Here is a 14,656-nt window from a genome sequence, read left to right as displayed (position 1 = left end):
GATCAGTTCTCTCCTTCCCCGTTTTTCTTCTCATAATCCTGTACTTTACGGATAATGTCACGGTTATATCTTGTCCAGTCTGTATCAAATTTTTTCAGGAATGCATCTTTATCCTTTTTCATCAGGAAGGTCTGGATCTGTGCATCCACAGCCATCTCTGTAGGATAATAATGATCCTGGTAATCTGCCATTCTGCCCTCTTCTATGTATTCCTTCATACCATCCAGAGTAGATGGAAGTGTGAAATCACCCTCTTTACAGGGAACTGCTTTCTGGTCATCCAGATATGTCTGTACATTTTCATCCTCAAGAAGGAAATCCAGTACTTCATATGCAGCTTCCTTATTCTCACAGTCATTCATCACACAGAACTGAAGATCAACTCCGGAATTCAGTTTGTTTTCTGACGGATCATTGCTTGCCGGTGTCACAAAAGAATCGATATCCATATCCGGATTTACACTCTGGATCTGCGGGATCGCATAGCTTCCGATGGGATACATGGCAGCCTCCCCTTTTGCAAAAGCAGTGCAGGCTCCATTGTAATCATAGGCAAAAGGATCCTCCGGTCCATACTGGATAAGCTCCAGCATACGGTCTGCTACTTCCTTATATTCTTTTTCGAAAGTAGTGTTTCCCCGATTTACCTGACGGCATACATCAGATGGTGCAAGATCTACCGCAATAGAATTCCACGGTGCAAGACAGGTCCAGGTATCTTTAAATCCAAAATAAAGTGGCTGGATACCTGCATCCTGGATTTCCTGGCAAAGGCTCATAAACTCATCCCATGTAGTCGGGATCTGCCAGCCATGCTCCTTGAAAAGTTCACGGTTGTAAAGGATTCCGGCAGCATTTGCCACATATGGAACAGCGTAAACTCCGTCTTCCGGAACAAATTCCAATGCTTTATCAATCTCTTTATATGCATCTTTGATCGAATCCAGTCCCTGATAATCGGAAATATCCATCAGCATATCAGAATCAATAAAATTGGAAAAGTTTACATCGCCTCCGATTCCGATGATATCCGGATTATCCTCACGGATAAATCTGGTTTTCAATACAGTCATAGCATCGTTTGGTGATTCGATGGTGAGATGGATATCATCATGAGTGGCATTGAATTTTTCTTCCAGTTTTTCAAATGCCTTAACCGCTTCCGGTTTATACTGCACAAGTTCAATCTCTGTCTTTCCGCTGTCCTTTTTACCTGTGCTGCATCCGCTCAATGTAACGGAAGCTGCCATGGTAAAGGCAAGTCCCATACAGAGGATCCATTTACTTCTGTTGCGCATCTTGTTATGCTCCTTCCTTTTCCCTTTATTTGATAAGTCGGATATCACCCGTTTTAGCTGAAATGGTTATTTCGGGTTCTCCAATACTTATTCTCAGTTTTCTTTTTTCTGAAAGCTATTTTAACATAGCTTTATGCTTGCATAAATAGCAGCGTTTTTCTTGTTTTATATCAAAATACAACTTTTCTCTGTTTTTATCAAGATCATCTAGCATTTTGATATATTTCATGCTTATATCACTGCCTTTATCTAAAATTAGTATATTCCTGATTTATCGAAAATCAATAGGTTTCTCGAGAAACTTAATTTTCTCACAAAGTTTCATCTATTATTTTTCTCTTTTTTGTACATTTTACAGGCTGTTTTTGTAATTGCATTTTTATACATGTGTTGATGTTTCCTGCTGTTTTAATATATAATGTTACTGAAATCAGATAAAATCATACACCTAAAGGATAAAAATATGAATGACATTCTCTTCTCCGTTTTTCCAAATGAAAACTTTGTTGACATTGGATTATATCAATATGGCTGGGAGCACTGCGCTCCGGCACATTCATTCGGCCCTGCTGCGCGCAACCATTATATTTTTCATTATGTTATCTCCGGTACAGGAACTCTAATGGCAGACAACTCTTCTGGAGAGACCATTACCTATCAGGTAAAAAGCGGCCAGGGCTTCATGCTTTTTCCCGGTCAGATCAACACCTATATAGCAGATACCAACTTTCCATGGGAGTACACCTGGGTGGAATTTGACGGGCTCCGGGCAAAGGAGATCGTGGAAACTGCAGGCTTAAGTCCTGATCAGCCGGTCTACCACAGCCACTCTGCGGATCTCCGCCAGAAAATGATGGAGGAAATGCTTTATATCAGCCATAATTCCCAGGAATCACCCTTTCATCTTATCGGACATACCTGGCTTTTTCTGGATTACTTTATGCGCTCTGCTGAAACTGTCCGCATGAAACAGGATGGAAGCATCCGTGATTTTTATATCAAGGAAGCACTCTCTTTTATTGAACAGAATTTCCAGAATGATATTTCCATCGAGGATATCGCAGCCTTCTGCGGCCTGAACCGAAGCTACTTCGGAAAGATCTTCCACGATACCATCGGACGTTCTCCCCAGGAATTCCTGATCAGCTATCGCATGACCAAAGCTGCAGAGCTTCTTAAGATCACAGCTCTGTCCATAGCAGATATCGGAAATGCAGTCGGATATCCTAATCAGCTGCATTTTTCCCGGGCTTTCAAAAATGTATACGGAATGTCGCCAAGAAATTGGCGGATGAAAAACAGACTTGTCGAAAAAAAATCTCCGGTCAGAAAATAGCCGGAGATTTTTTATTTGTATTTACTTAGAATGTAAATTTATCAGCAAAGTATGCATCAAGCTCATCGATCTTCACACGTACCTGCTCCATGGTGTCACGGTCACGTACTGTAACTGCGCCGTCATTCTCAGACTCAAAATCATAAGTGATGCAGAACGGAGTACCGATCTCATCCTGTCTGCGGTAACGTTTACCGATATTTCCACGGTCATCATACTCGCAGTTGTACTTCTTGGAAAGCTGCTGGTAGATCTTCTCAGCACCCTCATTAAGCTTCTTGGAAAGCGGAAGCACACCAATCTTAACCGGTGCAAGTACCGGATGGAAATGAAGGACTGTACGGACATCATTCTTCTCTGCATCCAGAACTTCCTCATCATAAGCACTGCAGAGGAAAGCAAGTACCATACGGTCTGCTCCAAGTGACGGCTCGATAACATATGGGATATATTTCTGTTTCTTCTCATCGTCAAAGTATGTGAGATCCTGACCGGATACATTCTGATGCTGTGTCAGGTCATAATCTGTTCTGTCAGCGATTCCCCAGAGCTCACCCCATCCGAATGGGAACAGGAATTCCACATCTGTGGTAGCCTTGCTGTAGAAGCTCAGCTCTTCCTTATCATGGTCACGGTAACGAACCTCATCATCCTTAAGTCCGAGAGCACTCAGCCAGTCAAGACAGAACTTCTTCCAGTATGCGAACCACTCAAGATCTGTATCCGGCTCACAGAAGAACTCAAGCTCCATCTGCTCGAACTCACGGGTACGGAATGTGAAGTTACCCGGTGTGATCTCGTTACGGAAGGATTTACCAATCTGGCCGATACCAAACGGAATTTTTTTACGGGATGTTCTCTGTACGTTCTTGAAGTTTACGAAAATACCCTGTGCTGTCTCCGGTCTTAAATATACAGTATTCTTGGCATCCTCGGTAACACCCTGGAATGTCTTGAACATCAGGTTGAACTGACGGATATCTGTGAAGTTGTGTTTACCACAGCTCGGGCATCCTACCTCGTGCTCCTTGATGAAGTCCATCATCTTCTCCTGGGACCAGGCATCCACACTTCCCTCAATGGCAATATCATGCTCTGTACAGAAGTCCTCAATGAGCTTATCTGCACGGAAACGCTCGTGGCACTCTTTACAGTCCATAAGAGGATCAGAGAATCCACCAAGATGTCCGGAAGCGATCCATGTCTGCGGATTCATAAGGATGGCACAGTCAACACCTACGTTGTACGGAGACTCCTGAATGAATTTCTGCCACCATGCACGTTTTACGTTATTTTTAAGCTCTACACCGAGATTTCCGTAATCCCATGTGTTTGCCAGGCCGCCGTAGATCTCGGAACCCGGGTAAACAAAGCCTCTGGCTTTTGCAAGAGCTACGATCTTTTCCATTGTTTTTTCCATGATTTCTCTCCTCTTGACTTGCAGCTGTCACGTAAAATACGGCCCGGAAAGCTCCGGAAAAAGCTGCTTTTTTACATTTTTTGGTCTTATTATACTAGTATCCTCATGATTTTTCAAGGATATTTCCATATGTATTACATCCTGTACTGCTTTTGTAAAATAAATCGTTACGGCCATTCCCCAACCGGCAGTGATCTATCTCATCATTTCCAGAATTTCCAGACTTTTAAACCGTTTGTCTGTATTCAGCTCTGTATACCGGTAAATATGGCGTTCCAGCTCACGGAGCACATCACCCCGCACTGTAAACGTATACAGTTTGGACAGCGGCGAAACTGCTATATAACGCATTGCATACAGGGCAGCCTCCGAGATCCGCTTCCGGTCCATGGCCAGCCTGCTGCAATCTGCACACAGGATCCCGTGCTCATCCTGGGAGAAAAAAACATCTCCGGTTTCTTCTTCCGTAAGCTCTCTCCCACAGCCCGCACACTGAAACAGCTGCGGCATCAGTCCCTGGATCGCCATAGTCCGAAGCTCATAGATACAGCGCACCAGCCGGTCTTCTATATGAGGGTTCAAAATGGCTTTGATAGTCACATAGAGAAGATTCATCATCTCCTTCTCATCTGTTCCCTCCTTGCCGAAATAATCCGCAAGCTCCAGAAAATAATATCCGTAGTAAATCCCAGGCTGCCGGGTAGCCAGCTCCACAAAATGATGCTGCACACTGACCTGGTTCAGATTATAACTGGATCTTCCTTCAAAAAGAGTAAAGCTTCCGAATACAAAGGGATTGGCTGCTGCCATAAACGGACTGTTCTGCCGTCTCGCACCCTTGGCAAAAGCGGAAATCTTCCCCCTCTCTCTTGTAAGAAGAACGATTCTCTTGTCATAATCTCCTACCGGCATGGCAGAAAGCACCACTCCCTGCACTGTAATCAGATCACTCATTTTCAGATTTCTTTCTTGTCATATCCAAAGTTCTTGATCAGAAAATCACTGTCTCTCCAGTTTTTAGTCACCTTTACCCAGAGCTTCAGATTGACCTTGGCTTCCAGCATCCGCTCCAGCTCGTAACGGGCATTGCTTCCGATCTTCTTCAGCATGGAACCCTGTTTGCCGATGATGATTCCCTTGTGGGAATTTCTCTCGCAGATGATCGTTGCATCAATATCAATGATATTGCTTCTGCCCGGCCGTTTCTTCATCCGGTCAATGGCAACTGCGATTCCATGCGGAATCTCCTCATCCAGTGCATGAAGTGCTTTCTCACGGATGATTTCTGCTGCGATCTGACGCTGTGGCTGATCTGTAACTGTATCTTCATCATAAAACATCGGTCCATAAGGAAGATATTTAAAAATACTCGGAATGATATCCTGTGTATTGTTTCCGCGAAGTGCAGAACATGGGATGATCTCTGCAAAATCACAGATCTTGCGGTAAGTATCAATGGCCGGAAGAAGTTCCTCTTTTTTCACAGTATCGATCTTGTTGATGATCAGGATTACCGGAACACCTACCTTCTGAAGCTGCTCCGCAATATGACGCTCTCCTGCACCCACAAAAGTAGATGGCTCTACCAGCCACATGATAGCATCCACTTCCTTCAGGGTTCTCTCTGCAACCTGCACCATGTATTCACCAAGCTTGTTTTTTGCCTTGTGGATACCCGGGGTATCAAGAAATACGATCTGACCCTCATCACAGGTATAAACAGTCTGGATCTTGTTTCTTGTTGTCTGGGGTTTATTGGATGTGATCGCAATCTTCTGTCCGATGAGATGGTTCATCAGTGTGGATTTTCCAACATTCGGTCTTCCGATGATCGCAACAAAACCTGATTTAAAATTATTTTCCATTCTTTATCCTCTCATACTCCTCTTATGATCTGCTGTCTGTTAAACAGGACAGCAGATCTGATCAATTACATAAAAAGTATCAGCAGCTGATCAGCGGCTTTACTTCCATAAATACATCTTCTGCCTTGGAGATCGCTGTCTCACTTCCCACAACACAGATCTGCTCATCTGCAAGTACTGCTTCCACAAGAGCAGCCAGTGCCTGAATATCTTCTTTCTGCGCACCAAGGATCTGGTCTCTTTCTTTCTGGAGCATTTCCTCTGTAACTTTGGAGAAATAAGCTGCTTTGGAAACACTTCCCTGCATCTGCGGAGTTCTTGGAACATCCTTGTTGCTGATGGTTCCGATGATATATTTGGTCATCTCACGCTCATCAGCCTCAAATGCGCGGATATAATCCGGTACGCCCTGATATACCTCAAGTGTTCTCTTAAGATGCGGGTCACGGTAAGATACCAGGAAACTCTCTCCACTTCTCTTAAATCCGCTCATACAGCCGTACGCACCGCCTTTGACACGGATGTTGATCCAGAGATAGTCGTAGCTTAAGATCACTTTCAGGATTTCAAGTGCACCTGTGTACTCCAGGCCTTTTTTGCGGAAGTTTCCGTTCTGTGCCACATACTGAACCTGGCCGGAAGTCTTAAATCCCTCATTTTTCTTTGTACAGAACAGCTGTGAAACTGCTTTCGGTTTCTGTCCGTTAAACAGGACTTTTCGGGTTTCTGAGGTCTGAATTTTTACTGCATCCAGAGACTCTCTCTCTCCTGTATAGCTTACGCAGAAATTCTCAGGACGAAGGACTTCTTCCATTACTCTGCGGAGATTTCTGACGATTTCATCCTTGCAGCTGTCAAAATTCTTCTCCAACTTCTCGATAAACTGATAATATCCGATTCCTGCCATCTCATCCTGGAATGCAGCCATCGGAGAAGCATAGGAAGCGCCTCGGAGAACTGCTGTGGAATGTCCTGCACTTACCAGATTGGCCTGTGCCCTGGATTTCACTCTGGCAATGATCTCATAGAGCCGCTTGGTGTCATCCAGTCTGGAAGTTGTAAGAACCTCCCGGATCATGGAGAACATGAAATCCATCTCCGGATATAAGGCCTTGCCCCTTACTGCAAACATGGCACGGAAAGCATCTGTATCTATGGCACTGTCATAAACTTCTATTCCGTAAGCAATTCCACCGGTTCTTGCATTTACTTCATTAAACAGTTCACCATAACTGTAATTCTCTGTATCCACTGCTCCAAGAACTGATTTTAAGAGTCCCAGATAATGAACAGTATCTGTATCAAAGTTATGGATTTCAAAAAGAAGATCTGCATATCCGATACCATTGGTGCATACATCATGATACAGGAACAGACTGTCATCCACAAAATGCTCCTCATTGGTGAGGCCTGTGATCTCTTTCTTGATATCTCCTCTGGAAAGCATCGGAATACAGGTCAGTGCTTCCGGATTTTCCTCAGATTCCTGATAAGCCTCAAGTGCTTTTGTGCACTCTACCATCTTGGTAAGCTCTTCATCAGAAAGACTGCTGCGATAATTCTCCAGCCTCTCTTCAAGCTCCTGATCTCTTTTTGCAGCGAGGCCGCGCTCCGGTACCAGAGAAAGAATGGAACCGTGGGTATTGTCCAGAAGATACTTGCGGATCAGTTCCTCAAAATATCCTTCTTCTGCTGCCTTCTTGAGGAATTCAAACCCCTCCAGAAGCTGTACCTCGCAGAATGGTTTCTCATCATCATAAAGCCAGCTGCTTAAGATATCCAGCCCGTACATCAGTCCCTTTGGATAGGAAGAGAAATCTGCCTCACGGAAACGGAACTCATAATAGTTGATTCCGGCTTTCACTGCCTTCTTGTCAATGCCTTCCTCTGCAATCTTTGTGAGGGTATCGCGGATCACTTTCACGAATTCCTCTTTCTGGCTTAAGTTGGCACCTTTTGCCACAATGGAGAAATAAGTCTGCTTGATGCCGTCCTCAAAAGAACCGTAGATATCTTTACCGATCTTCGCATCCAGAAGAGCCTGTTTCAGCGGTGCTCCCGGTGCACTTAAAAGTGCATAGTCCAGAACTTCAAAAGCAAGGCTTAAATTAATATCCTTCGCCTGTCCCACAACCATATTGTAAGAAAGATAAGTATTGTCCTCTTCTCCCTCGTTCTCCGCAATCGGATAATTTTTCCGGATATCTTTTACCCGGACAAAGGACTCCTGATCCTTGATCTGGGAATCAATGGCAAGGGCATCAAAAGCGGAAAGATAATGTTCATCAATAAATGCCAGCTTCTCCTCCATATCCATATTTCCGTAAAGATAGATAAAGCTGTTGGACGGATGATAATAACGTCTGTGGAAATCCAGGAAATTCTCATATGTCAGATCCGGGATGTTCACAGGATCTCCGCCGGACTCACAGCCGTAAGTAGTATCCGGGAACAGAGAGTTCATGATTTCACGCTCCAGAACATCGTCTGGTGAAGAGAATGCTCCCTTCATCTCATTATAGACAACACCATTGTATTTCAGAGGTCCTTCTTTGTTCTCAAGATGATAGTTCCAGCCTTCCTGGCGGAAAATCTCCTCTTTTTTATAGATATTCGGATAAAATACCGCATCCAGATATACATGCATCAGGTTCTGGAAATCACGGTCATTGCAGCTTGCCACCGGATAACAGGTCTTGTCCGGATAAGTCATAGCATTCAGGAATGTGTTGAGAGAGCCTTTAACCAGTTCTACAAAAGGATCTTTCAGTGGAAACTCCCTGGAGCCACACAGTACACTGTGTTCCAAAATGTGTGCCACACCTGTGCTGTCCTTTGGCGGTGTACGGAATGCAATATTAAAAACCTTGTTCTCATCGTCATTCTCGATGAGCATTACTCTGGCTCCTGTTTTTTTGTGGCGTAGAAGCCAGCCTTTGGAATGAATATCCTGAAGGTCTTCCTCTTTCAGGACCTCATATGCGTTCAGATGATTTGGATTCATTTAATTACCTCCTGAATTATTCGGCATAAAAGGCTGCCTGAGTATTCAGACAGCCTGAAACGGAAAGCAAAATACTTCCTAAATGTTTCCCTCGTTAGGATAATACTGCCTGTAGATTTCTCTGGCAGCTCTTGTGATGATCCCAAGCTCAGATTCCATACCAAGAGTACCCGGAAGATCTACTGCGGTCTCCCTGATATCTCTCTGAAGCTTGGACTTGGCACTGTCTTCCTTAATGTGGATCAGTCCGCAAAGGGTAGTGTTGTAGGATTTATCTGTCTGGCAGAGATCCATATATACCAGTACCATATGGCAGCATTCTCTGTAAAGAAGCTCCTCATAAAGTCCGCCCTTCTCCTGGATTTCCTGAAATTTCAGTTTCGTAAGATACTTGCCGATCTCTTTCTTCGCACTTCTTGTTCCAAAGAATCTGGAACCGGAATTCCTGTTAAATTCCATGGTCATCCAGAGTCCAAGATATCCGTCAGCTCTGGTATCTCCTGCTTCAGATTTATCACTGTAGCGGATCTCCCAGAGTTCCTTACGGATCTTGTTTCCTTCCGGATCTTCCTCTGCAGCAATGGACTGCTCCAGAAGCTTCAGCCGTTCCATGGGTTCTTTCTCTCTATAGTATTTCGCAATTGTTGGTGTATCCATTCATTCTTCCTCCCAATATCAGAATATTATATCAGACAACCTCCGAAAAATACACCCCTATCTGTGATTTCGGGACTTTTTCAGATGGCCTGAGCTTTTCTTTCCTCTGGTATCACAAAGATATACATTGCGGATATACCAAAGTGCCTTGTCTTCCCCATATTTATCCAGGATCCTTAAGAGACCTTCCAGTTCTTTCTTTGTCTGAGGATGGATGAACCAGAGCTTCTCCTTGCTTTTCAGGAAATAATCCAGCGGTTCATGATGGGTATAGGCATCACCCAGATAATTTCTGGACGCGCTGATGCGGTCCATGACCATCTCAGCTACATATTTCTTCGGCATCCTGGCTCCCATGATCACATGCTCACCGTCAAGGGAATAATCTACCCAATGTTCAAAATGGTGCCTGTTCCTTCCCTTGTGGTGCAGCCAGGACATGGATACGCCTGTTGCCTCTCTCTCTGCGTTATTGGGGCTTCTTGTTCCCTGATAATATTTACATCCTACCAGAAATTCCGTGGGGGAGTATTTGGACAGGTCATGAAGCAGTCCCTGTTTGTATAATCCGATACGGAAACAGTATTTCATCACCAGAAACTTATGCCTCGTGATCGTCTTGAAGTGCAGCCACGGGTGCCACGAATGCATCTTTCTCCGCCTCCTGTCTGCCCAGAAGTACCACAATGGCACGCGGGCCTATTTCAATTGATTTTCTGTATTCTTCTTTATCCTCCACATGGAAACCCTCTCCATGAAGAGAAGTATCTGCGATTTTTTTCCAGCACATGCCCTCCGGAAGATTGGGGAGTGCCAGACTCCGGTTCTCCCAGTGGAAATTATATCCTACATAGATAAAATCATCCGGGGCTGCCTCTTTATCTTCTTTTTCTCTTGCATAAGCTCCGTAGTACATCAGTCCCAGAAGCCTGCTGGTATTCTCATAGCTTAAATACCAGGCACGTTCGCCGTGGAGGGATACATCCGGAAAACCCTTTGTAAGGTAATCCACGCCCTTTAGTTCTACCGGCATATGAAGCACGGGATGTTCTTTACGGAAAGCAATAGCATCTTTTACAAATTCATATAAGCCACGGTTTCTGGCAAGACCTTTCCAGTCGATCCAGCCTGTTGCATTATCCTGGCAGTAAGCATTATTATTTCCACCCTGAGAATTGCCGAACTCATCACCATTGTAGATCATGGGAACGCCCTGGCTTAAAAGCATCATAAGAAACGCATTCTTGATCTGACGCTCTCTCATCTGACGTACGGAAATCTTTCGGCTTGCTCCCTCGATTCCGCAGTTCCAGGAATAATTGTAACTGCTTCCGTCCTGATTTCCTTCTTCATTGGCTTCATTATGTTTATAATTGTAGCTTACCAGATCATTCATGGTGAATCCGTCCTGACATACCATATAATTGATCACACCATGATTCTCACTGTTGTGGCGGATATGCCATGCAGCAGCTTCCACCATACCCTCGTCGCTCTTTAAAAACCGGCGCATATCCTGAAGAAAGTTCATATTACTCTCTGCGCCACAGCGTCTGCCCGGAATTTTTCCTCTGTAATAATGGTCAAAATCAAATCCCTGGAAAATCAGTTTTGCCCCGGAAAGAATTCCGTCACGGAGAAGCATCTCCCGGTTCACACCGCCTCCCAGCACATGAAAACCATCCACATGGTAAAAAGCTCTCCAGAACTGCAATGCACGAAGTGCCATCAGATTATCTGTCTCCTCCGGAAAATAAAATTCCATGATACAGGCTATGCCGTTTTTATGCAGCTCCCGGATCAGATACCGGAATTCCTGCTCCGGCTCCCTGGTGCTGCAGTAAGCACTCTTCGGGCTGAAATAAAATCCCGGCGTATATCCCCAATAATTCACCACATTCTCCCTACGGCGGGTCTTGATATGCTCGCTGACCTTCTCCTGTTTTCCTGCAGGAATCTCACAGAATTCGTAGGCCGGCATCAGCTCAATAGTATTGATCCCTAAATTTTTCCAGTATGGGATCATTTCTGTGAGTCCCAGAAAAGTTCCCTTGTGGGAAACTGCTTTTCTGGCGAGCTTGGTGTATCCGCGCACATGAAGCTTGTACAGAATCATGTTTTCATATTCGATATCCGGTGCGCTCTCATCACCCCACCCAGAAACATCCTCCATGAGGAAACGGCAGCGTACTTCCTTTTCCGGGTCATACGGAGCACCGAAATGTTCTCGTCCACAGATCCCGTAAGCATATGGATCCTGAACAATCTCTCCGTTAATCCTGTAATTATACTCATAATCTTTCAGTGAAACATCTGCAAGCTTCAGTGCCCACACACGGCCGGTACGAAATTCTTTTGGAAAAATGATTTCCACAGGTGCGGCCGTTCCTCTTTTTTTATACAGAAGCAGAGCCACTTCAGAATCCTCTGAAGCCTCCACTGCAAAATTATAGCCGCCTTCTGTTTTGTTTGTTCCAAGTAACAGCGGCTGTCCTTTCTCCACACGCCCAAGTCTGCGGCTTGCCAAGGCAATCACTCCCTTCCTTTTTTTCCGAAACTGCTACAACTCAATATCCAGCTCTACCGGACAATGATCTGATCCCATGATCTCTCCGTGGATCTTCGCATCCTGAAGTCTGTCTTTGAGTGATGGGGAAACAAGGAAATAGTCGATACGCCACCCTGCATTCTTCTCTCGTGCTCGGAATCGGTATGACCACCAGGAGTAAACCCCTTCGGTATCTGGATAAAAATAACGGAACGTATCAACAAAGCCACTCTCAAGAGCTCTTGTAAAGCAGGCTCTCTCTTCATCTGTGAAGCCTGCATTCTTACGGTTTGTCTTGGGATTCTTAAGATCGATCTCCTGATGTGCCACATTAAGGTCTCCACAGCAGATCACAGGCTTCTTCTCCTGAAGCTTCAGAAGATATGCCAGAAAATCCCTTTCCCATTCCATACGATATTCAAGTCTTCGAAGCTCACTCTGGGAATTCGGTGTATACACAGTGACAAGATAATAATCTTCAAACTCCAGGGTGATCACGCGGCCTTCTTTGTCATGTTCCTCAATGCCAATCCCCATTGCCACAGAAACTGGTTCTTTTTTTGTAAAAACAGCTGTTCCTGAATAGCCTCTGCGGTTGGCATAGTTCCAGTACTGATAATATCCAGGCAGTTCCAGTTTTACCTGCCCCTGCTGGCACTTCGTCTCCTGCAGACAGAATACATCTGCGTCCAGCTCATGAAAACGATCCTCAAAGCCTTTGGTAATGCAGGCACGGATTCCATTTACATTCCAGGAAATTAATTTCATATTTTATATTTTTCTCCTAATTTTTTCGTTATGTTTTTATTATATCTCACATTGGCCGATTAAGCAAAAAATATTTGTTTACAATTACCATAAAACTCTTTCCTGATCCAAAATATTTAGTTGCTGTTCTTCCTTATATCTGTTAAAATATCCTTTATATCATGCATACTGTCTTCTTTAAATGACAGTATCAGAACGGAGGATTTATTATGAGCGACGAATTTAATAAGAGCGGATGTGCACCAAGTGACTGCGCTTCCTGTACAGCCAACTGTGAAAGTAAAGTAGACGAGGCACATCACACCATCACCCTTACCATGGATGATGACACAGAGGTAGAATGTGCAATCCTTACTATCTTTCCTGTAGAGAACAGGGAATATATTGCACTTCTCCCGCTGGATGAGAACGGGCAGAATGAAACCGGTGAAGTTTATCTTTACAGCTTCTCCCGTACAGCAGATGGCGATCCGATGCTTGCCAACATTGAGGATGATGCTGAATATGCTGCAGCTGCTGATGCTTTCAACGCAGTCATTGAAAAAGCACGTGCAGATGAGGAAGCTAACGCACCACTTAGCTAAGCAGGCCATGAATTGCAGCAGACAGTAAAGCTGCCATGCAAAACAGACATTTGTATTCAAAAAGCCCGGAAGCTGAAGATTTCTCTTCTCCTCCCGGGCTTACTTTTTATATTTTTTCTTTATGCTTTTGCGGTAGTACTTCCAAAACCGCCGTTTCTCACAGCATCTGCATCATCATCTACTGTGATTCCATATTCCACGAAGATTCCCTGCATGAAACCGGTTCCTGCCGGAATCCGGATAGTCTTATCCTCCCTGGTATCATTGGTCAGCTTCGCAAAGATATGACCTTCATTATCAGAAAAGAAATAGTCACTGTCAATGATTCCCACTGTGTTATTCAGCTGCAGACGGAACTTGAATCCCAGTCCGCTTCTCGGATAGCATTTCAGAACCCATCCTTCTTCCATCTCCACACGGATACCTGTAGGAATCTTTACGATCTCGCCTGGCTTCATCGTCACATCCACAGGCGCATAGAAATCATATCCCGCGCTTCCTGTTGTGGCTCTCCTTGGAAGGCGCAGACTATCGTAGATATTCTGGAGCTCTGCATCAGATACTTCTCCAAAAGTATCTTTCCAGTCTTTTGAAAACTGTTCAGAGCTTACTTTGTGAAATTTCGCAATTCTCTTCATGTGCTATTTAACTCCCAACGGGTAATTTTCGGAAATCTTTAAGATTACTCCACCTGCAGGACAGCCTTGCCCTCACGGAGTGATGCCTGTACATCGATCACGCGCTGATTGGCAGAGCCCTTCCATTTCAGAAGAACATCTTTCTTATCAACCTGAAACTCGCCATCCACACATACATCCAGATAGCGGAGTATCTCGTACTCCTGGATTTCCTCCCAGAGAGAACCTGTATACAGCCAGATCGTTTTATCCGGATACTTCTCCCTGATCTCTCTTGCAAGAGCTGTTACCTCAGCGATATTGGAAGGATGCAGGGGATCTCCTCCTGAAAAAGTGATCCCACTGACATAATCCTTGTCCAGCTCTGCAAATATCTCAGCGCGCTCGCTGTCCGTAAAAGGAAGACCTCCGTTCGGATCCCAGGTAATGGGATTCTGGCACTCCCTGCAGCCGTGTGAACAGCCGGCTACCCAGAGTACCACTCGAAGTCCGTCCCCGTTTAACATATCGTCCTTGGTAATATTGTGATATCTCATAA

The 14,656-nt window shown here is 44.6% G+C and carries 13 protein-coding genes; 2 read left to right on the top strand and 11 right to left on the bottom strand.

Annotated elements, in window-relative coordinates; all coding sequences use genetic code 11:
- Positions 1–2: 2 nt before the first annotated feature.
- A complete protein-coding gene (locus AC04Q4_RS00920; RefSeq protein ID WP_173738687.1) occupies positions 3–1,298 on the bottom strand; it encodes an ABC transporter substrate-binding protein in 1,296 nt (431 codons plus the stop codon).
- Positions 1,299–1,761: 463 nt separating this feature from the next.
- Here AC04Q4_RS00920 and AC04Q4_RS00915 point away from each other — a divergent pair, with 463 nt between their 5' ends.
- Positions 1,762–2,634, top strand: a complete 873-nt coding sequence (locus AC04Q4_RS00915) for an AraC family transcriptional regulator (protein ID WP_173738688.1) — start codon at positions 1,762–1,764, stop codon at positions 2,632–2,634.
- A 25-nt stretch (positions 2,635–2,659) separates the two neighbouring features.
- Here the strand turns inward: AC04Q4_RS00915 and AC04Q4_RS00910 are convergent, their stop codons facing one another.
- The 8 genes from AC04Q4_RS00910 to AC04Q4_RS00875 all read right to left on the bottom strand — a co-directional run bounded on the left by AC04Q4_RS00910 (position 2,660) and on the right by AC04Q4_RS00875 (position 12,896).
- On the bottom strand, positions 2,660–4,054 hold the full coding sequence (locus AC04Q4_RS00910; protein ID WP_173738689.1) for a glycine--tRNA ligase: 1,395 nt from the start codon (positions 4,052–4,054) through the stop codon (positions 2,660–2,662).
- A gap of 195 nt (positions 4,055–4,249) precedes the next feature.
- Positions 4,250–5,008, bottom strand: coding sequence for a DNA repair protein RecO (gene recO / locus AC04Q4_RS00905; RefSeq protein WP_173738690.1), 759 nt, complete (start codon positions 5,006–5,008; stop codon positions 4,250–4,252).
- Positions 5,009–5,010: 2 nt separating this feature from the next.
- On the bottom strand, positions 5,011–5,919 hold the full coding sequence (gene era / locus AC04Q4_RS00900; RefSeq protein WP_119240201.1) for a GTPase Era: 909 nt from the start codon (positions 5,917–5,919) through the stop codon (positions 5,011–5,013).
- Positions 5,920–5,998: 79 nt separating this feature from the next.
- On the bottom strand, positions 5,999–8,923 hold the full coding sequence (locus AC04Q4_RS00895; RefSeq protein WP_173738691.1) for an insulinase family protein: 2,925 nt from the start codon (positions 8,921–8,923) through the stop codon (positions 5,999–6,001).
- A 78-nt stretch (positions 8,924–9,001) separates the two neighbouring features.
- Entirely contained in the window at positions 9,002–9,580 is a 579-nt protein-coding gene (locus tag AC04Q4_RS00890; protein ID WP_119240200.1) for a DUF6553 family protein, read from the bottom strand.
- Positions 9,581–9,637: 57 nt separating this feature from the next.
- Positions 9,638–10,231 (bottom strand): DUF5662 family protein, encoded by a 594-nt coding sequence (locus AC04Q4_RS00885; RefSeq protein WP_226843732.1) that lies wholly within the window; start codon positions 10,229–10,231, stop codon positions 9,638–9,640.
- Positions 10,182–12,107, bottom strand: a complete 1,926-nt coding sequence (locus AC04Q4_RS00880) for a Type II secretory pathway, pullulanase PulA and related glycosidase (protein WP_173738692.1) — start codon at positions 12,105–12,107, stop codon at positions 10,182–10,184. The genes AC04Q4_RS00885 and AC04Q4_RS00880 overlap by 50 nt, the downstream gene beginning before the upstream one ends.
- A 33-nt stretch (positions 12,108–12,140) precedes the next feature.
- Positions 12,141–12,896 (bottom strand): exodeoxyribonuclease III, encoded by a 756-nt coding sequence (locus AC04Q4_RS00875; protein ID WP_173738693.1) that lies wholly within the window; start codon positions 12,894–12,896, stop codon positions 12,141–12,143.
- Positions 12,897–13,105: 209 nt separating this feature from the next.
- Between AC04Q4_RS00875 and AC04Q4_RS00870 the strand changes: the two genes are divergently transcribed.
- The gene (locus AC04Q4_RS00870) at positions 13,106–13,480 is read left to right on the top strand and encodes a DUF1292 domain-containing protein (RefSeq protein ID WP_476388299.1); all 375 of its coding nucleotides are present in this window, start codon (positions 13,106–13,108) and stop codon (positions 13,478–13,480) included.
- A 119-nt stretch (positions 13,481–13,599) separates the two neighbouring features.
- Here the strand turns inward: AC04Q4_RS00870 and AC04Q4_RS00865 are convergent, their stop codons facing one another.
- Positions 13,600–14,118: a dCTP deaminase/dUTPase family protein gene (locus AC04Q4_RS00865; RefSeq protein ID WP_173755336.1), complete on the bottom strand. Its 519-nt coding sequence runs from the start codon at positions 14,116–14,118 to the stop codon at positions 13,600–13,602.
- 44 nt (positions 14,119–14,162) lie between these two features.
- Entirely contained in the window at positions 14,163–14,654 is a 492-nt protein-coding gene (gene nrdG, locus AC04Q4_RS00860) for an anaerobic ribonucleoside-triphosphate reductase activating protein (RefSeq protein WP_476388298.1), read from the bottom strand.
- Positions 14,655–14,656: the final 2 nt, after the last annotated feature.

The sequence above is a fragment of the Blautia sp. HA8986 genome (assembly GCF_056504635.1).
The sequence above is the reverse complement of the archived record's forward strand: the minus strand, read 5'-3'. Positions and strand labels throughout refer to the sequence as shown.